We start from the raw sequence: 21,169 nt of genomic DNA, 5'->3' as shown, positions 1-21,169 counted from the left end.
ATATCAGTATGTTGTTTTGATTTCTGGCTTTCCCTCTTGTGGATAGCCCCGCGCCAGCGATGCGCAGCCCTCCGGCTTGACCAAGTCGCGCCGTCATGACCTCTATCCCGCCACACCCGGGTTCTTCCTTCATCGCGTCTCTGCCCTGACCGATCCGGTCCGGCGGGCGCCGTGGCGGCGCGTGCCGCCCCTCGTATCGGAAAGGACCTTCCCCATGCCCCGCATCCCCTTCATCGCGGCCCGCTTCCCCGACAAGACCGAGTCGAAGGATGACATCGAGATCCGCCTGAGCCGACACGTCCGCGCCCTCCGCGTCCGCAAGGCGGAAGTGCAGGCCGACGCTGCGATCAGCGACAAGCCGGACGAGGACGGGAGCGACGGCTGGCGGCTGCCGACGGATCTCAGCGAAGACGACCGCCGTCGCATCCGGCGCCGGGCCACGGCGCTCTTCGCCCGGCGCGAGGCGGCCTCCGGGCTGAGTCATCTCAGGAAGGAGGAGCGCGAACAGCTTTCCATCCTGCGCGATGGCGTCCGTCTTGTCGCCATCCCCAGCGAGCACCGGGCCGACGAGCTGGCGGCCGAGCTTCATGCCGAGATGCCCTGGATGGCCCCGGCGACCGAGGCGGTCTGGCATGCGATGCGCGCATCGGTGCGCTCGGGCGCGCCCGGATTCTGGCTACCGCCGCTCCTGCTCGATGGCCCTCCCGGCATCGGCAAGAGCACCTGGGCGCAGCGCCTGGCGTCGCTGATCGGCACCGCCACGACGCAGATCGACGCCGCCTCCGAGGCCGCCGGTTTCGCCGTCGCGGGCTGCCAGCGCGGCTGGTCCAGTGCCGGGCCGGGGCGGCCGCTCGAACTGATCCTGCGCCAGCTCGTCGCCAATCCGATCATCGTGGTGGACGAGATCGAAAAGTCCGGCCGAGTCACGTCGGACAAGGGGCGTGCCCATGACCTGACCGATGCGATGCTGGGCCTCCTGGAGCCCGTCACGGCGCGGAGCTGGAGCTGCCCCTATTTCCGCGTCAACTTCGACATGAGCTGGATTGGCTGGATCATGACCTCCAACAACTGGCGATACCTGTCGGCACCGTTTGTGAGCCGCTGCCAGCTGATCCGCCTCGGGCCTCTCACGAGCAGTGGCCTGCTCGGCTTCGTCGAGAGGGAAGCCGAGCGGCGCGGCATCGACGGGGGCAGCGTGGAGGCGATCGCCAAGGCCTTGTCGCGTGGGACGACGCAACCGAATCTGCGCAGCCTGAGCCGGCTTCTCGACCGTATTTCCGCCCTGCAGGGCCGTCCGCCCCTTCACTAGGATCCGGCCGATTCCCGATGAGACTCAGATGACGAAGACCTTGATCCTTGCCGACCTTCATCACGACTTCTGGCGCCAGGCTGGGCGCGACCCGCTTGAACACGCGGATTTCTCGGGGCTGGACCTGTTGATCATCGCCGGAGATCTGGCCAACAAATCGGCGTTGTTGCGAAACTCGCGTTTGAGGCGTGAGTTCCCCTTTCCCCGCAGGCATTAGGCCGCGCGCACGGTCTCGGCGGTGCCGAGGGCGTTGAAGCGGTTCATGAGCGCGATGCGGATGTGGATTTCGGCGGTTTGGCGGTCCGCGTTTCGTGAGGCGATGCGCTCGCCGAAGGACTTGAGGCACCTCATCTTGGCCTCGATCCGACTTCGGGTGTGATAGCCGGACCATCGCTTCCAGCTGGCCCGGCCGAAGCGCGTGGTCGTCCGGAGGATCTCGTTCCTGGTCTTGGCCGCAGGACCGTCCTCCTTCCAAGGACGGCCGTTTTTGCGGATGGGTATGATGGCCGTGCCGCCGCGCTCCACGATGGCGGTGTGGCACCTGCGGGTGTCGAAGGCGCCGTCTCCGGTCACGGTGCCGATCTGCTCGTCCGGCGGGATCTGATCCAGCAGGTCCGGCAGAACCGGGCTGTCGCCCTCGCGGCTCGGGGTGATTTCCACCGCCCGGATGTCGCCTGTGGCCGTGTCCATGGCCAGATGCACCTTTCTCCATTGGCGCCGGCGCTGCGTACCGTGCTTCTTCGCCAACCACTCGCCATCGCCCAGGAACTTGATCCCAGTGCTATCGACCAGCAGGTTCAATGGCCCCGGCGCGCGGCGGAAAGGTATCGCCACGGCAATGGTCTTTTGCCGTCGGCTCAGCGTGGAGAAGTCAGGAACAGGCCAGTCGAGACCCGCCAGTTCAAGAATGCTGGCAACCATCCCCGTCGCCTGCCGCAGCGGCAGACCGGACAGAACCTTGATCATCAGACAGGTCTGGATCGCTGCATCGGAGAACACCGGAGGGCGGCCGGGACGGCCAACCTTCGGAGCAAGCCAGACCATATCCTTGTCCAACCAGATCAGCAGCGAGCCGCGCCGCTTCAGCGCGGCATTATAGGCTTTCCAGTTTTTCGTGCGGTAACGGGCAGGGAGGGGCTTCGTCATGCAGCCCTTCTAAGCTCATGGATTCACGATGTGAATCGGACACAGGCGGAATTCTGCAACAACGCCCACTAACAATCAAACTGGACCAGTCAGGTAAGGCTGCTCACTCAGACTGGCCTTTATGGAGCCTATGCGATACTCGCGGGATTCAGGTTATCGAACCGCTAAATACGCCTTACCTTTCAAGGTGTTAGCGGAAATTTCAACGTCAAAAGGCGAGATGGTGGAGCCAAGGGGAGTCGAACCCCTGACCTCTTGAATGCCATTCAAGCGCTCTCCCAACTGAGCTATGGCCCCACCGGAGGTCCGGGCGTCGCCGCCCGCGTGAAGGGCGATATAGGGAAGGCCGCGGGAAGGCGCAAGCGAAAAATCAAACCGCGCGAAGATCATTTCACCGCAGCTCGCGGACAAAATCGAAACGGGCGCGGAATGCTCCGCGCCCGTTTCATATCGTGCATTCGTGACGCGAATTCCGCGTCAGCTGTCGTCTTCACCGGTCGCGACATCGGCGATCTCGTCGAGCGAGACGTCGTCGTCGCTGTCATCCTCGAGCAGATCGTCGTCGAGATCGGAATCGCTCGAATCATCGTCGAGATCTTCGTCATCGGTCAGATCGTCGACATCGAGCTCGTCGGTCTTGGACGCGGTCTTCTCGCTGATCATCGTGCGGCCGCGGCCAGCAAGCAGGCTTTCTGCGCTGAAGCTATGGCCGCATTCCGGGCAGGTCATCGGGTCGCGCTGGAGGTCGTAGAACCGGCTGGCGCAATGCGGGCAGAGGCGTTTGACGCCCCATTCGTCCTTGGGCATGGGACACTCCTTCTGTGCACGTCTATTCGAGAGTCGGTGCCAACTGCCACAAGTGCGCGGGCCTGTCAAAGGCTTTCCACAGCGTTTTTCTTCTCCGTCGTTTTTTCCCTTTTCGCTGCCGGTGCCGCCTGTATTGTGCCCCTCGGAAGGAAATTTCTCATGACTCAGCGCACATTGCCCGGCGAGCCTCCCGTCGAGATCACGCTCCGCCGATCCGTCCGCGCAAGACGCTTTTCCCTGCGCGTTTCGCGTCTCGACGGCAAGGTGACGCTCTCCATGCCCGCGCGTGCGCGCGAGGTCGAAGCCCTTGCCTTCGCCGAAGGCAAGGCCGACTGGGTGCGCCAGATCCTGCGCGGCACCGCCGCGCGGCTTGCCGTGGCGCCCGGAGCCGAGATACCGTTCGAGGGCCGCAGGCTGGTCGTCACCCCGGCGCCGGTTGCGGCCGTTCGGGTCGAGGGGGCGGCCCTTCTCGTGCCGATGGACGAGGCGCGGCTCGGCGCGCGGATCCTCGCCTTCCTGAAGCTTGCCGCGCGGCAGCGCCTGCAGGCCGCCTCGCAGACCCATGCGGCGACACTCGGCCGGAGGATCCGGCGCATCACCCTGCGCGATACCCGCTCGCGCTGGGGATCCTGCACGGCCGAGGGCGGGCTCATGTTCTCTTGGCGCCTGATCATGGCGCCGCCCGAGGTGCTCGATTATGTGGCCGCGCACGAGGTTGCGCACCTGGTCGAGATGAACCACTCGCCCGCCTTCTGGGCGGTGGTGGCGCGTCTGGCTCCTGATTACGAGCGGCACCGCGCCTGGCTGCGCCGCGAGGGCGCCGAGCTGCACCGCGTCGACTTCTGATCCTTTGAATGGACACCGGCGGCGATTGACGGCGCCGGGCCGGCGTGATCACATCCGGCATGCTCTTGCAGACCCGGCCCTCGGACACGACGATCGCGGCGCATGACCGGCTCTACCGGTCGCTGCGCCAGCAGATCATGCATGGCGAACTGGCGCCGGGTCAGGCGCTGACGCTGCGCGGGCTGGCCAAGAGCTACGGCGTCTCGATGACGCCCGCGCGCGAGGCGCTGCGGCGGCTCGCGGCGGAGGGCGCGCTGACTTTGTCCTCCTCTGGGCGGGTGACGACGCCGGACCTCACCAACGAGCGGATCGAGGAACTGGCAAGCCTCAGGGCGCTGATCGAGACTGAACTCGCGAGTCGGGCGATGCCGCGCGCCCATATCGCTTTGATCGAGCGCCTGCAGGCGATCAACATGGCCAATGCCGAGGCCGCCGTGAAGCGCGACGCGGTGGCCTATATCCGCACCAACCTCGAGTTCCATCGCACGCTCTATCTGCGCGCCCAGGCCCCGGCGATGCTGGCGATAGCCGAGACGGTCTGGTTGCAGCTCGGCCCGACGATGCGGGCGCTCTATGCGCGCCTGACCCGCGCCGAGCCGCCGCAGCACCACCGGATGATCATCGCCGCGCTGAAGGCGGGCGACGAGCCGGCGCTCCGGCTCGCAGTCCGGACGGATGTGACGCAGGGCCTGCGCCACATCGCCGGTTAAGCCGAATTTTCGCCGAAAATTCGCACCCCCGTCAGGAGTGGATCGGCCCGTCGCCGCAGGCCAGCGCGGCTTCGCGCACCGCTTCGGAGAAGGTCGGGTGGGCGTGGCAGGTCAGCGCGATGTCCTCGGCCGAGGCTCCGAACTCCATGCCGACGCAGATCTCGTGGATCAGATCGCCCGCCGAAGGGCCGATGATATGGGCGCCGAGCACGCGGTCGGTCTCCTTGTCGGCGAGGATCTTCACGAAGCCGTCGCCCTGGAACACCGCCTTGGCGCGGCCGTTGCCCATGAAGGCGAACTTGCCGACCTTGTAGGCGCGGCCTTCCTCCTTCAGGCTCTCCTCGGTGCGCCCCACGGTGGCGACTTCGGGCGTGGTGTAGATCACGCCGGGGATCACGTCGTAATTCACGTGGCCATGCTTGCCGGCGATGACCTCGGCCACCGCCATGCCCTCGTCTTCGGCCTTGTGGGCGAGCATCGGGCCGGTGATCGCGTCGCCGATCGCGTAGATGCCCTTGATATTGGTCTGCCAGTGGCTGTCGGTCCTGATCTGGCCGCGCTTTTCCATCTCGACGCCGATCTCGGCGAGGCCGAGCCCGTCGGTATGGGGGCCGCGGCCGGTCGCGACGAGCACGCAGTCGGCCTCGAGCGTGGCGGCGCTGTCGTCCTTCCTCAGCTTGTAGCTCACCGTGGCCTTGCCCTTCTTGACCTCGGCCGACTGCACCGCGGCGCCGAGCACGAAGTCCAGGCCCTGGCGCTTCAGGATGCGCTGGAAGGTCTTGGCCACCTCGCCGTCCATGCCGGGCGTGATCGTGTCGAGATACTCGACCACGGTGACCTTGCTGCCGAGGCGGGCATAGACCGAGCCGAGTTCAAGCCCGATCACACCGGCGCCGATCACGACCATCGACTTCGGGATCTTCGGCAGTTCGAGGGCGCCGGTCGAGGTCACGATCACCTTCTCGTCCACGGTGACGCCCGGCAGGCTCAGCGGTTCGGAACCCGTTGCAATGACGATGTTTTTCGCCGCGTGGACCTCGTCGCCGACCTTCACCTTGCCGGGTTCGGGGATCGCGCCCCAGCCCTTGAGCCAGGTGATCTTGTTCTTCTTGAACAGGAACTCGATGCCCTTGGTGTTCTGGCCGATGACCTCGTCCTTGTAGGCGAGCATCTTCGCCCAGTCGACCTTCGGCCTGGCGCCCATCAGGCCCATCTTCTCGAAATTCGTCTCGGCGTCGTGGAGCGCGTGGGAGGCGTGAAGGAGCGCCTTCGAGGGGATGCAGCCGACGTTGAGGCAGGTGCCGCCGAGGGTCTCGCGGCCCTCGACGACGGCGGTTTTCAGACCCAGTTGCGCGCAGCGGATCGCCGAGACATAGCCGCCGGGGCCGGCGCCGATGATGATCACGTCGAACTCAGCCATGGGGTACTCCTTTGGTCATTTCGGGGTCTGCGCGGTGTCGGCAGAATGTGTGGCAGGTGTCGGACCCTGCGGCGGGTGTCGGACGGGGGGCTGTCTGCCCCCCGGACCCCCCGAGGATATTTGCGAAAAGAAGAAATCATGAGGCCATCAGCGCCATGAGGTAGAGAAGCACCGTCGCGGCGAAGCCGACGAGCCAGAGAAGGGTGCGGATGCCGGTGATGCCGAGGCCGTAGGCCGGCACGTAGAGCACGCGGGCGATCAGGAAGGCCTGGGCCGCGGTGAGCGTCGAGGGGCTGAAGCCGTCCTTCAGCGCGAGGATCAGGATGGCGGGGGCTAAGAGCGCCATCGCGGTCACCGAGTTGGTCAGCGCGCGATCGAGGCGGGCGGTGATGCCGGTCAGCGTGCGGGCCTCGTCGCGCGAGGAGAGGAGGTAGCCCATGCCGAGCTGGCCGGTGGCGCCCGTCACCTTCAGGATCAGGATCACGCAGGTGTAGAGCCCGTAGAGCGCGAGGATGTTCAGTTCGCTGGACATGGGTCGTGGTCCTTTCACTCTGATGCGCGCATCGCGACGGCCTGAACCTTGACCTTGCCGCCAAATGGCAACCGGGCGGCTTGGTAGATGGTTCTTGCCGGCCGGTTCTCGGGAAAGAGCCGGCCGTAGACCGCGTTGACTTCGCCGACATCATCAAGGTTCGAAAACGCGATGTCGACATAGACGATCTCCTCGCGCGCGAAACCGCAATGTTCGGCGATCCGGAAGACCAGCTCGAACGCGCGCTCCGCCTCCTCGGCGGCGCTGCCGGCGCGGTATCCGTCATCGTAGACGGCGAGCTGACCCGAGATGTGGCACGTCCCGCCCGCGACCACCGCGTTGGAGATCGGGGAGGGCGAGGCGGGCACGCCTGGCACGTCGACAATGAACCGATGTGTCATGGCATGCCCCTTCCCGGTTCGGCAGTAGCCTCACAGATCCATCAGCAGCCGGCGCGGGTCCTCGAGCGCCTCCTTGACGCGGACGAGGAAGGTGACGGCGCCCTTGCCGTCGACGATGCGGTGGTCGTAGCTGAGGGCGAGGTACATCATCGGGCGGATGACGATCTGGCCGTTCACCACCACCGGGCGGTCCTGGATCTTGTGCATGCCGAGGATGCCCGATTGCGGCGGGTTGAGGATCGGCGAGGACATGAGCGAGCCGTAGACGCCGCCGTTCGAGATGGTGAACGAGCCGCCCTGCATCTCGGCCATCGAGAGCTTGCCGTCGCGGGCGCGCAGGCCCAGCTCGCCGATCTTCTTCTCGATCGCGGCGAAGGACATCTGGTCGGCGTCGCGCACGACCGGCACGACGAGGCCGGTGGGCGTGCCGACGGCGACGCCCATGTGGACGAAGTTCTTGTAGACGACGTCGCCGCCGTCGATCTCGGCATTGACCTCGGGCACTTCCTTCAGCGCGTGGCAGCAGGCCTTCACGAAGAAGGACATGAAGCCCATCTTCACGCCGTGCTTCTTCTCGAAGGCGTCCTTGTAGGCGTTGCGGAGCTCCATCACCGCCGACATGTCGACCTCGTTGTAGGTCGTGAGCATCGCCGCGGTGTTCTGGGCATCCTTGAGGCGGCGGGCGATAGTGGCGCGGAGCCGGGTCATCTTCACCCGTTCCTCGCGGGCGGCGTCCTCGGCCGGGACCGGGGCGCGCGGCGCCTGCGCGGGGGCGGGTGCCGGGGCCGGCGTGGCGGCGGCGGCCGGGGCGGGCGCGGCGGTGGCCCCGGCGGCGGCCCTGGCGACGTCGTCCTTCATGATGCGGCCATCGCGGCCCGTGCCGGTGACCTGATCGGCCGAAAGCCCGGCCTCGGCCATCGCCTTCTTGGCGGCGGGCGCGTCCTCCACGTCCTTGCCGGTCGCGGCGGCCGGGGCGGGGGCCGCGGGTGCGGGTGCGGCAGGCGCGGCCGCGGCGGCGCCCGCGCCCTCGGCGATCACCGCGAGGCGGGCCTTGGCGTCGACCGTGGCGCCTTCCGGGGCGAGAATCTCGGCCAGCCGGCCGGCGACCGGGGAGGGCACCTCGACCGAGACCTTGTCGGTCTCGAGCTCGCACAGCATCTCGTCCTGGGCGACGCTGTCGCCGATCTTCTTGAACCAGGTCGAGACCGTGGCCTCGGTCACGCTTTCGCCGAGGGTCGGCACCATCACATCGGTATTCCTGGGAGACATCTTGCCCTCATCCGCTTTCGGCGCTTTCGCTGCGCCCTTGTCTGTCGGTTCAGCCGGCCGGGCCTCGCCCGCCTCGGCGATCTGCGCGAGCAGCGCGTTGACCGCGACGGTCGCGCCCTCGGCGGCCACGATTTCGGCGAGCGTGCCGGCGGCCGGCGCCGGCACCTCGACTGTGACCTTGTCGGTCTCGAGCTCGCAGAGCATCTCGTCGACCGCGACCCGGTCGCCCGGCTTCTTGAACCAGGTCGCAACGGTCGCCTCGGAGACGCTTTCGCCCAGCGTCGGAACCCTTACCTCGATACCCATCAGTTGGCCTCCCCGACGGTCAGTGCTTCGTTGACGAGCGCGTCCTGCTCGGCCTTGTGGCGCGAGGCGAGCCCGGTCGCCGGCGAGGCCGAGGCATGGCGGCCGACATAGCGCGGGCGCTGCGACTTCGCGCCGATCCGGCCGAGCACCCATTCGATGTTGGGCTCGACGAAGGTCCAGGCGCCCTGGTTCTTCGGCTCCTCCTGGCACCAGATCACCTCGGCGTTCTTGAAGCGGCCGAGCTCCTTCACCACCGATTGCGCGGGGAAGGGATAGAACTGTTCGAGCCGGAGGAGGTAGACGTCGTCCAGCCCGCGGGCGTCGCGTTCGGCGAGGAGGTCGTAGTAGACCTTGCCCGAGCACATCACCACGCGCTTGATCTTGCTGTCGGCCACCAGTTTCGTCTCCGAATGGCCCTTCTGCGCGTCGTCCCAGAGGACGCGGTGGAAGGTCGAGCCGGTGGTGAAGTCGTCGGCATCGGAGATGCACATCGGGTGGCGCAGGAGCGATTTCGGCGTCACCAGAATCAGCGGCTTCCGGAAGGTGCGGTGGAGCTGGCGGCGCAGGATGTGGAAATAGTTCGCCGGGGTCGAGCAGTTCGCGACGATCCAGTTGTCCTGGGCGCACATCTGCAGGAAGCGTTCGAGGCGCGCCGAGGAATGCTCCGGCCCCTGGCCCTCGAAGCCGTGCGGCAGCAGGCAGACGAGGCCCGACATGCGGAGCCATTTCGATTCGCCCGAGGAGACGAACTGGTCGAACATGATCTGGGCGCCGTTGGCGAAGTCGCCGAACTGCGCCTCCCACATCACCAGCGCGTTCGGCTCGGCGAGCGAATAGCCGTATTCGAAGCCGAGCACCGCGTATTCCGAGAGCATCGAGTCGATGACCTCGTAGCGCGACTGGCCGGCCTTGATGTGGTTCAAGGGGTAGTGGCGTTCCTCGGTCGTCTGGTCGATGAAGGCGGAATGGCGCTGCGAGAAGGTGCCGCGGGTGCAGTCCTGGCCGGCGAGGCGGACCGGGTAGCCCTCGGTCAGAAGCGAGCCGAAGGCCAGCGCCTCGGCGGTGGCCCAGTCGAAGCCCTCGCCCGACTTGAACATCGCCGCCTTGCTGTCGAGCTGGCGCGCCACGGTCTTGTGGATGTCGAAGCCCTCCGGCACGCGGGTCAGCGCGGTGCCGATCTCGCCCATCAGCTTCTTGGTGATCGCGGTCTTGCCGGGGCTGTATTCCCCGCCCTCGCGGTCGAGATGCGACCAGCGGCCGTCGAGCCAGTCGGCCTTGTTCGGCTTGAAGTTCTTGCCGGTCTCGAACTCCTCGTTGAGATGGGCCTGGAAGGCGGCCTTCATGTCCTCGATCTCGCCCTCGGGGATGAGCCCGTCCTTCACCAGCCGCTCGGTGTAGAGCTGCAGCGTCGTCTTGTGGGTCTTGATCCGCTTGTACATCTGCGGATTGGTGAACATCGGCTCGTCGCCCTCGTTGTGACCGAAGCGGCGGTAGCAGAACATGTCGATGACCACGTCCTTGTGGAACTTCTGGCGGAACTCGGTCGCGACCTTGGCGGCGTGGACCACGGCCTCGGGGTCGTCGCCGTTGACGTGGAAGATCGGCGCCTCGACCATCAGCGCGATGTCGGTCGGGTAGGGGCTCGACCGGCTGAAGTGCGGCGCGGTGGTGAAGCCGATCTGGTTGTTGACGACGATGTGCATCGTGCCGCCGGTGCGGTGGCCGGTGAGGCCGGTAAGGCCGAAGCATTCGGCCACCACGCCCTGGCCCGCGAAGGCCGCGTCGCCATGCAGCAGGATCGGCAGCACCCTCGTCCGGTCGGTGTCGTTGAGCTGCGCCTGCTTGGCCCGCGCCTTGCCGAGCACCACCGGGTTCACCGCCTCCAGATGCGAGGGGTTGGCGGTCAGCGACAGGTGCACCGAATTGCCGTCGAAGGTGCGGTCCGACGAGGCGCCGAGGTGGTATTTCACGTCGCCCGAGCCGTCGACATCCTCGGGCTTGTAGCTGCCGCCCTGGAATTCGTTGAAGATCGCCCGGTAGGGCTTGGCCATCACGTTCGCCAGCACCGAGAGCCGGCCCCGGTGCGGCATGCCGATGATGATGTCCTGGACGCCGAGGCTGCCGCCGCGCTTGATGATCTGTTCCATCGCCGGGATCAGCGCCTCGCCGCCGTCGAGGCCGAAGCGCTTGGTGCCCATGTATTTCACATGCAGGAACTTCTCGAAGCCCTCGGCCTCGACGAGCTTGTTGAGGATCGCCTTGCGGCCCTCGCGGGTGAAGGCGATCTCCTTGCCGAAGCCCTCGATCCGCTCCTTGAGCCAGCCGGCCTCCTCGGGGTTCGAGATATGCATGTACTGGAGCGCGAAGGTGCCGCAGTAGGTGCGCTTCACGATCTCGAGGATCTCGCGCATCGAGGCATGTTCGAGGCCGAGCACCTTGTCGATGAAGATCGGCCGGTCCATGTCGGCCTCGGCAAAGCCGTAGGAGCGCGGGTCAAGCTCGGGATGCGGCGTCTCCGAGCGCATGCCCAAGGGGTCGAGGTCGGCCACGAGATGGCCGCGGATCCGGTAGGCGCGGATGATCATCAGCGCGCGGATCGAATCGAGCACCGCCTGCTTGACCTGGTCGTCGCTGACCGCGACGCCCATCGCGGCGGCCTTCGCCTTGATCTTGTCGCCCGCGCCCTTCGCCTCCTTCGCCGCGATCGGCCATTCGCCGGTCAAGGCCGAGGTCAGCTCGTCGGTGGGCTGCGGCGGCCAGTCGGGCCGCTCCCACGAGGCGCCGCGCGCCTCCTTGCGGACGTCGTTCTCGGCATCGCCGAGCGAGCGGAAGAACGCCGCCCAGGTCGCGTCGACCGCGCCCGGGTCATTGGCGAAACGGGCGTAGAGCTGCTCGACATACTCGGCATTCGCGCCCTGGAGGAAGCTTGAGGCGTGGAACTGGTCGTTGGGGCTTTGTTCCGTCATGATCTCACTCGGCGAGGCGCGCGCCTGCCGCTCCTGTCATCATGGGTTGGACCGCGCTCGCGCGCGGCCGGATGAAATCGAATGGGGGCGGATCTTCGTCATGTCCGCTTCCCCTTGAAGGTCTTGGCCAGCCGCCCCATCAGGCCGCCCTTCGGCGCCGGGATGGAGGGCATCGGGGCCTCGTCGTGCAGCCCGTAGCCGAAGCGCCGGAAATCCTCGGCGTAGCAGACGCCGATCCGCGCCAGCGTCTCGGCCGAGGGTTTCAGCCGCGCCGCATCCGGCCCGATCGACTTCTTGCGGACGTTCTCGGCCGGGATCATGCGGGCGCCGTCCGCGTTCCCGGCCAGCGCGTCGAGATGCGGCACGATCCGGTCGAGCCCTTCCTCGATCCGGAAGATCGTGGCGTCCTGAGGCACGATCTCGGACTGCGGGCGCAGGTGATTGTCGTAGAGGAACGGCTCCTCTCCGGCCCGTTTCAGCCAGTCGTCGAACCACTCGTCGACCGACCAGAGCGCGGCCACGGTGCCCTCGACCTCGACCTGGAAGCGGAAGGCCGAGACGAGCCGCTTCACCGGGTGTCGCACCACCGCGAAGGACGAGGCGATCCAGTCGGCCGGCACAAGCCGCCGGAAATCGGCGACCGTGACATGCTGCGGCGAGGATCGGGTCCAGTGCCGCGCCTCGAGCTGGTCGAGATGGCGGGTGTCGACAAAGGCGAGGCTGCCGAAGCGGGATGTCAGATAGGCCTCCACCGATGACCCGCCGCATTTGGGGACATGCGCGTAGTAGTGGAGCTGGCCGCCTGTCCGGAAAACCGGCATGTTCGTCACTCTCTCAATGTGCCCGCCCAGGTCCGGACCGGGGCGGGCGGTTGGTTATCCGATGGCCTTCAGCACGGCCTCGCCGAGCGTCGCCGGGCTGTCGGCCACGACGATCCCGGCCGAGCGCATCGCCTCGATCTTCTCTTCCGCGCCGCCCTTGCCGCCGGCGACGATGGCGCCGGCATGGCCCATGCGCCGGCCCGGAGGCGCGGTGCGGCCCGCGATGAAGCCAGCGACCGGCTTCTTGCGGCCCCGCTTGGCCTCGTCCTTCAGGAACTGCGCCGCCTCTTCCTCGGCCGAGCCGCCGATCTCGCCGATCATGATGATCGACTGGGTCTCGTCATCGGCGAGGAACCATTCGAGCACGTCGATATGCTCGGTGCCCTTGATCGGGTCGCCGCCGATGCCGACGCAGGTCGACTGGCCGAGGCCGACGTCGGTGGTCTGTTTGACCGCCTCGTAGGTCAGCGTGCCGGAGCGCGAGACTACGCCGACCGAGCCCTTCTTGTGGATATGGCCCGGCATGATGCCGATCTTGCATTCGTCGGGCGTGATGACGCCGGGGCAGTTCGGGCCGATGAGCGTGGAGCGGGAGCCCTGCAGCGCGCGCTTCACCTTCATCATGTCGAGGACCGGGATGCCCTCGGTGATGCAGACGATGAGCTCCATCTCGGCGTCGATCGCCTCGAGGATCGAATCCGCCGCGAAGGGGGGTGGCACGTAGATGACCGAGGCGTTGGCCTCGGTCGCCTGCTTCGCCTCATGGACCGAGTTGAAGACCGGCAGGCCGATATGGCTCTGGCCGCCCTTGCCGGGGGTGACCCCGCCGACCATCTTCGTGCCGTAGGCGATCGCCTGTTCGGAGTGGAAGGTGCCCTGCGAGCCGGTCAGGCCCTGGCAGATGACGCGGGTGTTCTTGTTGACGAGGACTGCCATGATTGTCCCTTTTCCTACATGTTCAGGATGATGGCGCTGGTGCCATCGTCGATGCATTCGCCGGAGTTGCCGGCCTGAGCGTAATGAATCCAGATCAGCTGCCGGGGCGCGAAGACCGAGAGGCCGTCGCAGGGGGTCGCCAGCCCGCGTTCGGGATGGCCGGTCTGCACCAGACCCGGAAAGAGCCGTTCGGCGAGCGCGGTGCCGATGGCCTGCGCCATCGCGAGCGGCACGCGGCTCGACTGGAAGGTGCAGTAGCTCTGCTCGGGCCCTGGTTCGATGACGCCCCATAGCTCGGGCGCCGTGACCTCGTGCGTGCCGGGATCCGCGCCCGGCGCGAGCGCAAATCCGGCTGCCGTGAACGCATCGACCACCTTATCGGGGGTGCGATAGTTCCTCAGACAGATCTCCGCCGCGAGCTGCATGTTGACCGCCGCCGCCTCTTCCGCGGTCTTGGCCGGGGCGGGGGCCGGGAAGGCCGCCGCCAGAGCCAGGACTGCCGCGGGAAGCGGACCCCTCATAGCCTTACCCCTTCACCGCCTTGACGATCTTCTGCGCGGCATCCGAGAGGTTGTCCGCCGCGATCACGTTGAGGCCGGACCCCTTGATGATCTCCTTGCCCTTCTCGACGTTGGTGCCCTCGAGCCGCACCACCAGCGGCACCTTGAGGCCGACTTCCTTCACCGCCGCGATCACGCCCTCGGCGATGATGTCGCAGCGCATGATGCCGCCGAAGATGTTGACGAGGATGCCCTTCACGTTCGGGTCCGAGGTGATGATCTTGAAGGCTTCGGTCACCTTCTCCTTCGTCGCCCCGCCGCCGACGTCGAGGAAGTTCGCGGGCTCCGCGCCGTAGAGCTTGATGATGTCCATCGTCGCCATGGCAAGGCCCGCGCCGTTCACCATGCAGCCGATCTCGCCATCGAGCGCGATGTAGTTGAGGTCGAACTTCGAGGCGGCAAGTTCCTTAGGGTCCTCCTCGGTCTCGTCGCGAAGCGCGGCGATATCGGGGTGGCGGTAGATCGCGTTGCCGTCGAAGCCCATCTTGGCGTCGAGGCACTTGAGCTCGCCCTTCGGCGTCACGATCAGCGGGTTGATCTCCAGCATCTCCATGTCTTTTTCCACGAAGAGCTTGTAGAGCGTCTTGATCAGCTGGACGCACTGCTTGACCTGGCCGCCCTCAAGCCCCAGCGCAAAGGCGACGCGGCGGCCGTGGAAGTCGGAGAGCCCCGAGGCCGGGTCAACCGAGAACGAGACGATCTTCTCGGGCGTCTTGGCCGCCACTTCCTCGATGTCCATGCCGCCTTCGGTCGAGCAGACGAAGGCGACGCGGCTGGTCTGGCGATCCACCAGCAGCGCGAGGTACAGTTCGCGCGCGATGTCCGAGCCGTCCTCGATGTAGATGCGGTTGACCTGCTTGCCGGGCGCGCCGGTCTGGTGCGTCACCAGCGTGCGGCCGAGCATCTTGCGGGCCTCGGTGGCGGCTTCCTCGACCGACTTGGCGATGCGGACACCGCCCTTCTCGCCGGCCTCGGCCTCCTTGAACTTGCCCTTGCCGCGGCCGCCGGCGTGGATCTGCGCCTTGACGACCCACAAGGGTCCGTCGAGCTCGCCCGCGGCGGTCTTGGCTTCCTCGGCCCTGAGGACGGCGCGGCCGTCCGACACCGGTGCGCCGTAGCTGCGCAGAAGGGCCTTGGCCTGGTATTCGTGGATGTTCATCGCTGATCCCCGTTCCATTCGGTCTGGCTCGCTCATCGCATGGGGGAGGCCCGTGACGAAGCGATAAATGCCGGAAATCGCGCCCGGCGGGGATAATTCGACATTTTGTGATCACGGCTCGAAAAAGTGTGATCACAAAGCCGGAAGCCCGATTCGCGCAGGTCCGGGTCAGTTGAAGTAGAGCGCGAAGCCCCCGGCATTCCCGGCCGTCAGTCGCTCGAACGCGCGCCAGCTCTGGGCGCTGATGCGCGGGCCCTTCGCGGCATAGGGGTAGGCGCCCTTGCCGTGGATCCATTCGAGGATGTCGATGGGCGCGGGATCCTCGACATAGGCGGAAAGGTCGATCCCGTAGCCCGGCGGCAGCAGCGGATGCGGCACGAGGAGCCGGCCGTCGAGCACCGCCTCGGCATCGGCGAGAATGGCCTGCCAGGCCTCGGCCACGCCGGCCGGCAGGGTGACCGGAAGCGCCGAGGTCTGCGATGGGTTGGGGATCCATTCGCGGTCGTCATCGGTCTCGGCGGCGAGCGCGGCCCAGAACCGCCGGTTCTCGGCGATCATCGCGCGCCAGCTATCGCGGGCGGCGGCGAGCCGGTCCTTGTCCGGCTGCTGGCGGAGCGCGTTCAGGACGACCAGAAGCGTGTCGAACTCGGTCTCCATTCCCGGCAATGCCAGGGTGTCGCGGCCGGGCAGCTTGGCCTCGGCCGCCTGAAGCTCGGCGCGGATCATCTGCTGCTCTAGAAACAGCGCATCCTGCGCCTCGCTGAGGGGGCGAAGCTCCTCGAGCACCGCGTCGAGCTCGGTCTTGAGCGCCTGTTTGGCGGTCTCATCCGTCGCCGTATGCATGCCCTCGACGATTTGCCGCTGGCGTTCGCGCACGTCGGGGAGCTGCTCCTCCACCTGTTTCAGCCGGGCCTCGAGATCGCGCTTCCGCGCGTCCAGCGCGGCGATGTCGGCCGTCACCTGGTCCAGGTCGTAGAAGTTCTCGATTTCGGGTGCGTTCAGAAGTGACGCCCGCGCGCGGGCCATGTCCACGAGGGCCGCGGTCGGGTCGAAGGCGAGGAAGAGGTTGCCGAAGCCGCCGAGCATCTGGGTATAGGCGGTGAGCCAGGCATGATCGGCCGCGTCGAAGCGGATCGTGATCGGGGCGGCGAGCGTGCCGTCCTGCAGCGCGATCCGGCCGGCCCGGCCGAGCACGATCGGCGCGAGAAGCTCCACCGCGCCCTCGCCGTCGGCGCGCTCACCGTCCGCGTTCAGATCGAACCAGAGATCCTGCAGCGTCAGCTCGAAGGGCTGCGCTTCGGCGCCTGAGGCGGAGAGGGTGGCGCGCGCCCGGTCGAGATCGGCAAGGAAGGTCTCGACGATCCGCGACAATGTGTCGGGCGCGGCGGGCTTGGGGTTGGGGTTGATGTCCGCCCCCGTGCCGACGCGGAAGACCGGCACCATCCTGAGGTTCTGCCCGACCCCGTATTCGTAGCGCGTCTGCAGCGCCTTCTCGACCGCGCGGAGGGTTTGCAGCATGCCGAGCTCGAATCCATGCGTCTCCGCCTCGCCCGCCAGCGCGTCGATCCGCGCCTGCAGACCGGGGGGCGTCTGGCTTTGGGCGGGAGAGAGGCTGGCCATCGCGAGGAGGCCGCCGAGAACGATCGGGGGGAATAACTTGCGCATATGCTCAACAACTTGGATCAAAAGAAAAGCGCGGGCCGGTGACGGCCCGCGCTTCAGCAGATTTCAGTTTCGGCCCGGGGTCAAGCCAGCGACGGGTCGATCCCCTTGCAGGCGGCGACAAGGCCCTTCACCGCGTCGACCGACTTGTCGAACATCACCTGCTCGTCGTCGTTGAGCGTGATGTCGACGATCCGCTCGACGCCGCCGGCGCCGAGGATCGTCGGCACGCCGACATAGAGCCCCTTGAGGCCGAAGGCGCCGTCGACGAAAGCCGCGCAGGGCAGGAGCCGCTTCTGGTCCTTGAGATAGGCTTCCGCCATCTCGATCGCCGATGCGGCGGGGGCGTAGAAGGCCGAGCCGGTCTTGAGAAGCCCGACGATCTCGGCGCCGCCGTCGCGGGTGCGCTGGACGATCGCGTCGAGGCTGTCCTGGGTGGTCCAGCCCATCTTGACGAGGTCCGGCAGCGGGATGCCGGCGACGGTCGAGTAGCGGGTGAGCGGCACCATCGTGTCGCCGTGGCCGCCGAGCACGAAGGCGGTGACGTCCTTCATCGAGACGTTGAACTCGAGGCTGAGGAAGTGGCGGAAACGCGCCGAATCAAGCACGCCCGCCATGCCGACGACCTTCTCGGCCGGCAGGCCCGAGAACTGCTGCAGCGCCCAGACCATGGCGTCCAAGGGGTTGGTGATGCAGATCACGAAGGCGTCCGGCGCATGGGCCTTGATGCCCTCGCCAACCGACTTCATGACCTTGAGGTTGATGCCCAGAAGATCGTCGCGGCTCATGCCCGGCTTGCGCGGCACGCCGGCGGTGACGATGCACACGTCGGCGCCCGCGATGTCGCTGTAATCATTGGCGCCCTTGAGCTTCGCGTCGAAGCCTTCGACCGGGCCCGACTGCGCGATGTCGAGCGCCTTGCCCTGCGGCGTGCCTTCGGCGATGTCGAAGAGGATGACGTCGCCGAGTTCCTTGATCGCGGCGAGATGGGCGAGGGTGCCGCCGATCTGCCCCGCGCCGATGAGGGCGATCTTGGGTCTGGCCATGATTTGTCTCCGGGTCCAGTGAATGTCGCGGCATTGGGTAGCCCCTCGGCGCGCGTCGCGCAAGTCCGCTGCGCTGCGGCATCGCGAGATTGCTTTGCGCCCGGCGACCCATCGGCTATGCCGGGCGACATTGTCGGACGGGGTTCGGGGTGATGGAAGGCGGCGTCTTCTGGGCGGTTGCGGTGCTGGCGGCGGTGCTCGTCGGTCTGTCGAAGGGCGGGCTGCCGGTGGTCGCGATGCTCGGGGTGCCGGTCCTCGCGCTCGTCGTGCCGCCGGTGCGGGCGGCGGTGCTCGTCGGTCTGTCGAAGGGCGGGCTGCCGGTGGTCGCGATGCTCGGGGTGCCGGTCCTCGCGCTCGTCGTGCCGCCGGTGACGGCGGCGGGGCTGCTGCTGCCGGTGCTGATCGCCTCGGATGTCTTCGGGCTTTACGCCTACCGCCGCGCCTTCGACCGGCGGGTCTTGGCGATCCTCGCGCCGGCGGCGGTCCTCGGCATCGGCTTCGGCTGGCTGACGGCCACGCAGGTGTCCGACCGGCTGGTGACCGGGATCGTCGGCGCGATCGGCCTAGCCTTCTCGCTGACCCTCCTCTTGCGCCCCGCGCCCACGGCGGCACCCGGACCGGCGCGGGTCGGGCCGGGGCTCTTCTGGGGGGCGGTCGCGGGCTACACGAGCTTCGTCAGCCATGCCGGGGCGCCGCCCTACCAGGTCTACGTCCTGCCGCTGCGGCTGGACAAGGCCGCCTTCGCCGGCACGGCGACGGTGTTCTTCGCCTTCGTCAACGCGGTGAAGCTCTTGCCCTACTGGGCGCTCGGCCAGCTCTCGCCGGCCAATCTCGGCGTCGCGGCGGTGCTGATGGTGCCCGCCGTGGCGTCGGTCTTCGCCGGGGTCTGGCTGGTCCGGGTGATCCCGACGGAGCTCTTCTTCCGGCTGGTGACCTGGGCGCTCTTGCTGATCTCGCTGAAGCACCTCTGGTCGCTGGCCTGACCGGCGTCAGCCGTGAGTGCCGGGCGCGGGCGGGCCGGTGCTCCGAAGGCGTACTCGGTGGCGAGGATCACCCCGACGAAGCCGAGCGAGAGGGCGAAAAGCTGCTGTTTCATGCGGCATCCCTTGCGATGCGGCCCGTAGCGGGCGGCGATGGGGCGATCCTGCGCCGCGAGGCGGTAAATGGGGTTAACCCGGCGCGCGCCCGCCTCCCGGCGCCGGAAATCTGCTAGGATCGGTCCCGTGCAACATCGGAGGGGCAGATGGGCCACGACCGGATCGACCTCAGATCGGACACGGTGACCGCGCCCGGCGAAGCGATGCGCGCCGCGATGGCCGCGGCTCCCGTCGGCGATGACCAGTACGGCGAGGATCCGAGCGTCAACCGGCTCCAGCAGGTCGTGGCCGAGCGGCTCGGCAAGGAGGCCGCGCTCTTCGTCGCGAGCGGCACGATGGCCAACCAGATGGCGTTGAAGCTCCTGACCCGGCCCGGCGACGAGGTGATCGTCGGGCAGGAGGTGCATGTCGCCTGGCACGAGACCGGCGCCGCGCCCGCCAATGCCGGGGTGCAGTTCGCGGCGATCGGGAGGGGCGGGCTCTTCACCGCCGCCGATCTCGACGCCGCCTTCAAGCCCGCGGGCCACGTCGTCTACCCGCCGACCACCCTCGTCGTGGTCGAGAACACCCACAACCGCGGCGGCGGCATCGTCTTTCCCCAAGCCGAGGCCGAAGCGGTCTGCGCCCGCGCCGCCGAACTCGGGATGGCGAGCTATCTCGACGGCGCGCGGCTTTTCAACGCGGCCTGCGCGACCGGGCTGGCGCCGGAACGGCTCGCCGCGCCCTTCGACCTCGTGTCGATCTCGCTCTCGAAGGGGCTCGGCTGCCCGATCGGCAGCGTCATCGCGGGGCCGAGGGAGACCATCGCCCGCGCGGTCAGGATCCGGCGGATGCTCGGCGGCGCCTGGCGGCAGGCCGGGATCCTCGCCGCCGCCGGGCTCCACGCGCTCGACCACAACATCGACCGGCTCGCCGAGGACCACGCCAATGCGCGGCTGATCGCCGGGGCGCTGGCCGGGGCGAAGGGGGTGGCGCTCGACCTCGCCACTGTGCAGAGCAACATCGTCGTCTTCGACCTCGCGCCCGGCGCGCCCGACGCCGCGACATTCGTGCGCCGGGCGGCGGAGCGCGGGGTGCTCCTCGTGCCGTTCGGGCCGCGCCGGGTCCGCGCCTGCACCCATCTCGACGTGAGCCGCGAGGCCTGCGTCGCGGCGGCCGGGATCCTGTGCGAGCTTCTCGCCGCCTGACCGGCGGGGTTTCGCGACCGCGAAGAAATTTCTGCGCTGCGGCATTTATGGGCTTGCGGAATCTGCCGGGAATGTGGTCATTTGCGAAATAATATTGCGAGGAGAGTTCGATGCCCCTTTCCGACGACCGGATGCGCCCCTATCGCTCGGTGCTCTACATCCCCGCCGCCCGCGAGCGTGCGCTGGAAAAGGCGCGCGAACTGCCGGCCGACGCGATCATCTTCGACCTCGAGGACGCGGTCGCGGCCGACGAGAAGGACAATGCCCGCGCGCTCCTCGCCCGTGTGCTGGCATCGGCCGATTACGGCACCCGCGCGAAGATCGTGCGGATCAACGGGCTCGACACGCCCTGGGGGCGCGCGGACGTGGCCGCCTTCCGGGGCGCGAAGGTCGACGCGATCCTGATCCCCAAGGTCGGTTCGCCCGCCGATGTGGATGCGGTGGCCGCCCTCATCCCCGACGTGCCGCTCTGGGCGATGATGGAGACGCCCGCCGGCATCCTCAACGCCGCCGCCATCGCCGCCCATCCCCGGCTCGCCGGGATGGTCATGGGCACCAACGACCTCGCCAAGGAGCTTGGCACCCGCTTCCGCCCCGACCGCGAGCCGATGGTGGCGAGCCTCGGGCTCTGCCTGCTCGCCGCCCGCGCCTTTGGCCGCATCGCCATCGACGGCGTCTACAACGCCTTCAAGGACGATGACGGATTGCGGGCCGAATGCCGCCAGGGCCGCGACATGGGCTTCGACGGCAAGACCGTGATCCACCCCGCGCAGATCCCCGTCGCCAACGAGGAATTCGCCCCCTCCGAGGCCGAGATCGAGCTCGCTCGCCGCCAGATCGAGGCCTTCGACGCCGCGCAGCGCGCCGGCCAGGGCGTGGCCGTGGTCGACGGCAAAATCGTCGAAAACCTGCATGCCGTGACGGCAAGACAGATCCTCTCGCGCGCCTCGGCTATTGCGGAACGCGCGATTTAGGGGAAACTGCGGCCC

Annotated in this window: 20 protein-coding genes and 1 tRNA gene; 7 read left to right on the top strand and 14 right to left on the bottom strand. The window is 67.7% G+C overall.

Annotation, left to right across the window (positions count from 1 at the left end; genetic code table 11):
• Positions 1-214: 214 nt before the first annotated feature.
• Together R5H32_RS09210 and R5H32_RS09205 are read left to right on the top strand one after the other, a co-directional pair.
• Positions 215-1,309 (top strand): AAA family ATPase, encoded by a 1,095-nt coding sequence (locus R5H32_RS09210; RefSeq protein ID WP_318338390.1) that lies wholly within the window; start codon positions 215-217, stop codon positions 1,307-1,309.
• Positions 1,310-1,337: 28 nt separating this feature from the next.
• Positions 1,338-1,526, top strand: a complete 189-nt coding sequence (locus R5H32_RS09205; protein WP_318338389.1) for a hypothetical protein — start codon at positions 1,338-1,340, stop codon at positions 1,524-1,526.
• On the opposite strand, the gene R5H32_RS09200 is transcribed toward R5H32_RS09205, so the two are convergent.
• The 3 genes from R5H32_RS09200 to R5H32_RS09190 form a co-directional block, all read right to left on the bottom strand.
• Complete coding sequence (locus R5H32_RS09200; protein ID WP_318338388.1) at positions 1,523-2,455, bottom strand: IS5 family transposase; 933 nt, start codon at positions 2,453-2,455, stop codon at positions 1,523-1,525. The genes R5H32_RS09205 and R5H32_RS09200 overlap by 4 nt on opposite strands.
• Before the next feature lie 221 nt (positions 2,456-2,676).
• Positions 2,677-2,752 (bottom strand) — tRNA-Ala (locus R5H32_RS09195).
• 180 nt (positions 2,753-2,932) lie between these two features.
• On the bottom strand, positions 2,933-3,262 hold the full coding sequence (locus tag R5H32_RS09190) for a TIGR02300 family protein (RefSeq protein ID WP_318338387.1): 330 nt from the start codon (positions 3,260-3,262) through the stop codon (positions 2,933-2,935).
• Between the two features lie 159 nt (positions 3,263-3,421).
• Between R5H32_RS09190 and R5H32_RS09185 the strand changes: the two genes are divergently transcribed.
• Positions 3,422-4,108 (top strand): SprT family zinc-dependent metalloprotease, encoded by a 687-nt coding sequence (locus R5H32_RS09185; RefSeq protein ID WP_318338386.1) that lies wholly within the window; start codon positions 3,422-3,424, stop codon positions 4,106-4,108.
• A 59-nt stretch (positions 4,109-4,167) separates the two neighbouring features.
• On the top strand, positions 4,168-4,818 hold the full coding sequence (locus R5H32_RS09180) for a GntR family transcriptional regulator (protein ID WP_318338650.1): 651 nt from the start codon (positions 4,168-4,170) through the stop codon (positions 4,816-4,818).
• A 31-nt stretch (positions 4,819-4,849) separates the two neighbouring features.
• Here the strand turns inward: R5H32_RS09180 and lpdA are convergent, their stop codons facing one another.
• From lpdA to mdh, 11 genes are all read right to left on the bottom strand, one after another.
• Positions 4,850-6,238, bottom strand: coding sequence for a dihydrolipoyl dehydrogenase (lpdA, locus tag R5H32_RS09175; protein ID WP_318338385.1), 1,389 nt, complete (start codon positions 6,236-6,238; stop codon positions 4,850-4,852).
• 136 nt (positions 6,239-6,374) lie between these two features.
• Positions 6,375-6,770 carry an MAPEG family protein gene (locus R5H32_RS09170; RefSeq protein ID WP_318338384.1) on the bottom strand — a complete coding sequence of 132 codons (396 nt, stop codon included), beginning with the start codon at positions 6,768-6,770 and terminating at the stop codon, positions 6,375-6,377.
• Positions 6,771-6,784: 14 nt separating this feature from the next.
• A complete protein-coding gene (locus tag R5H32_RS09165) occupies positions 6,785-7,171 on the bottom strand; it encodes a RidA family protein (RefSeq protein WP_318338383.1) in 387 nt (128 codons plus the stop codon).
• Positions 7,172-7,201: 30 nt separating this feature from the next.
• On the bottom strand, positions 7,202-8,746 hold the full coding sequence (odhB, locus tag R5H32_RS09160; RefSeq protein ID WP_318338382.1) for a 2-oxoglutarate dehydrogenase complex dihydrolipoyllysine-residue succinyltransferase: 1,545 nt from the start codon (positions 8,744-8,746) through the stop codon (positions 7,202-7,204).
• Complete coding sequence (locus tag R5H32_RS09155) at positions 8,746-11,712, bottom strand: 2-oxoglutarate dehydrogenase E1 component (RefSeq protein WP_318338381.1); 2,967 nt, start codon at positions 11,710-11,712, stop codon at positions 8,746-8,748. Before R5H32_RS09155 ends, odhB begins: the two co-directional genes overlap by 1 nt.
• 98 nt (positions 11,713-11,810) lie before the next feature.
• A complete protein-coding gene (locus R5H32_RS09150; RefSeq protein ID WP_318338380.1) occupies positions 11,811-12,533 on the bottom strand; it encodes a sulfotransferase family 2 domain-containing protein in 723 nt (240 codons plus the stop codon).
• Positions 12,534-12,587: 54 nt separating this feature from the next.
• Complete coding sequence (sucD, locus tag R5H32_RS09145) at positions 12,588-13,469, bottom strand: succinate--CoA ligase subunit alpha (protein WP_318338379.1); 882 nt, start codon at positions 13,467-13,469, stop codon at positions 12,588-12,590.
• A gap of 14 nt (positions 13,470-13,483) precedes the next feature.
• A complete protein-coding gene (locus R5H32_RS09140; RefSeq protein ID WP_318338378.1) occupies positions 13,484-13,990 on the bottom strand; it encodes a hypothetical protein in 507 nt (168 codons plus the stop codon).
• Positions 13,991-13,994: 4 nt separating this feature from the next.
• Positions 13,995-15,188 (bottom strand): ADP-forming succinate--CoA ligase subunit beta, encoded by a 1,194-nt coding sequence (gene sucC, locus R5H32_RS09135; protein WP_318338377.1) that lies wholly within the window; start codon positions 15,186-15,188, stop codon positions 13,995-13,997.
• 168 nt (positions 15,189-15,356) lie between these two features.
• A complete protein-coding gene (locus R5H32_RS09130; protein WP_318338376.1) occupies positions 15,357-16,853 on the bottom strand; it encodes a hypothetical protein in 1,497 nt (498 codons plus the stop codon).
• Positions 16,854-16,933: 80 nt separating this feature from the next.
• Complete coding sequence (gene mdh / locus R5H32_RS09125; protein WP_318338375.1) at positions 16,934-17,896, bottom strand: malate dehydrogenase; 963 nt, start codon at positions 17,894-17,896, stop codon at positions 16,934-16,936.
• A gap of 236 nt (positions 17,897-18,132) precedes the next feature.
• Here mdh and R5H32_RS09120 point away from each other — a divergent pair, with 236 nt between their 5' ends.
• The 3 genes from R5H32_RS09120 to R5H32_RS09110 all read left to right on the top strand — a co-directional run bounded on the left by R5H32_RS09120 (position 18,133) and on the right by R5H32_RS09110 (position 21,154).
• Complete coding sequence (locus R5H32_RS09120) at positions 18,133-18,879, top strand: sulfite exporter TauE/SafE family protein (RefSeq protein ID WP_318338649.1); 747 nt, start codon at positions 18,133-18,135, stop codon at positions 18,877-18,879.
• A gap of 260 nt (positions 18,880-19,139) precedes the next feature.
• Positions 19,140-20,180: a GntG family PLP-dependent aldolase gene (locus R5H32_RS09115; protein ID WP_318338374.1), complete on the top strand. Its 1,041-nt coding sequence runs from the start codon at positions 19,140-19,142 to the stop codon at positions 20,178-20,180.
• A 131-nt stretch (positions 20,181-20,311) separates the two neighbouring features.
• A complete protein-coding gene (locus R5H32_RS09110) occupies positions 20,312-21,154 on the top strand; it encodes a CoA ester lyase (RefSeq protein ID WP_318338648.1) in 843 nt (280 codons plus the stop codon).
• The last annotated feature ends 15 nt before the right edge of the window (positions 21,155-21,169 follow it).

The organism is Defluviimonas sp. D31 (assembly GCF_033436765.1).
Classification (GTDB): Bacteria; Pseudomonadota; Alphaproteobacteria; order Rhodobacterales; family Rhodobacteraceae; genus Albidovulum.
The sequence above is the reverse complement of the archived record's forward strand: the minus strand, read 5'-3'. Positions and strand labels throughout refer to the sequence as shown.

Coding starts and splice junctions, on each gene's coding strand:
- R5H32_RS09140 (WP_318338378.1), bottom strand. CDS start 13,990: ATGAGGGGTCCGCTTCCCGCGGCAGTCCTGGCTCTGGCGGCGGCCTTC.
- mdh (WP_318338375.1), bottom strand. CDS start 17,896: ATGGCCAGACCCAAGATCGCCCTCATCGGCGCGGGGCAGATCGGCGGC.
- R5H32_RS09115 (WP_318338374.1), top strand. CDS start 19,140: ATGGGCCACGACCGGATCGACCTCAGATCGGACACGGTGACCGCGCCC.
- sucD (WP_318338379.1), bottom strand. CDS start 13,469: ATGGCAGTCCTCGTCAACAAGAACACCCGCGTCATCTGCCAGGGCCTG.
- lpdA (WP_318338385.1), bottom strand. CDS start 6,238: ATGGCTGAGTTCGACGTGATCATCATCGGCGCCGGCCCCGGCGGCTAT.
- R5H32_RS09210 (WP_318338390.1), top strand. CDS start 215: ATGCCCCGCATCCCCTTCATCGCGGCCCGCTTCCCCGACAAGACCGAG.
- R5H32_RS09150 (WP_318338380.1), bottom strand. CDS start 12,533: ATGCCGGTTTTCCGGACAGGCGGCCAGCTCCACTACTACGCGCATGTC.
- R5H32_RS09110 (WP_318338648.1), top strand. CDS start 20,312: ATGCGCCCCTATCGCTCGGTGCTCTACATCCCCGCCGCCCGCGAGCGT.
- R5H32_RS09130 (WP_318338376.1), bottom strand. CDS start 16,853: ATGCGCAAGTTATTCCCCCCGATCGTTCTCGGCGGCCTCCTCGCGATG.
- R5H32_RS09170 (WP_318338384.1), bottom strand. CDS start 6,770: ATGTCCAGCGAACTGAACATCCTCGCGCTCTACGGGCTCTACACCTGC.
- R5H32_RS09155 (WP_318338381.1), bottom strand. CDS start 11,712: ATGACGGAACAAAGCCCCAACGACCAGTTCCACGCCTCAAGCTTCCTC.
- R5H32_RS09190 (WP_318338387.1), bottom strand. CDS start 3,262: ATGCCCAAGGACGAATGGGGCGTCAAACGCCTCTGCCCGCATTGCGCC.
- R5H32_RS09185 (WP_318338386.1), top strand. CDS start 3,422: ATGACTCAGCGCACATTGCCCGGCGAGCCTCCCGTCGAGATCACGCTC.
- odhB (WP_318338382.1), bottom strand. CDS start 8,746: ATGGGTATCGAGGTAAGGGTTCCGACGCTGGGCGAAAGCGTCTCCGAG.
- R5H32_RS09205 (WP_318338389.1), top strand. CDS start 1,338: ATGACGAAGACCTTGATCCTTGCCGACCTTCATCACGACTTCTGGCGC.
- R5H32_RS09165 (WP_318338383.1), bottom strand. CDS start 7,171: ATGACACATCGGTTCATTGTCGACGTGCCAGGCGTGCCCGCCTCGCCC.
- sucC (WP_318338377.1), bottom strand. CDS start 15,188: ATGAACATCCACGAATACCAGGCCAAGGCCCTTCTGCGCAGCTACGGC.
- R5H32_RS09120 (WP_318338649.1), top strand. CDS start 18,133: ATGCTCGGGGTGCCGGTCCTCGCGCTCGTCGTGCCGCCGGTGCGGGCG.
- R5H32_RS09200 (WP_318338388.1), bottom strand. CDS start 2,455: ATGACGAAGCCCCTCCCTGCCCGTTACCGCACGAAAAACTGGAAAGCC.
- R5H32_RS09180 (WP_318338650.1), top strand. CDS start 4,168: ATGCTCTTGCAGACCCGGCCCTCGGACACGACGATCGCGGCGCATGAC.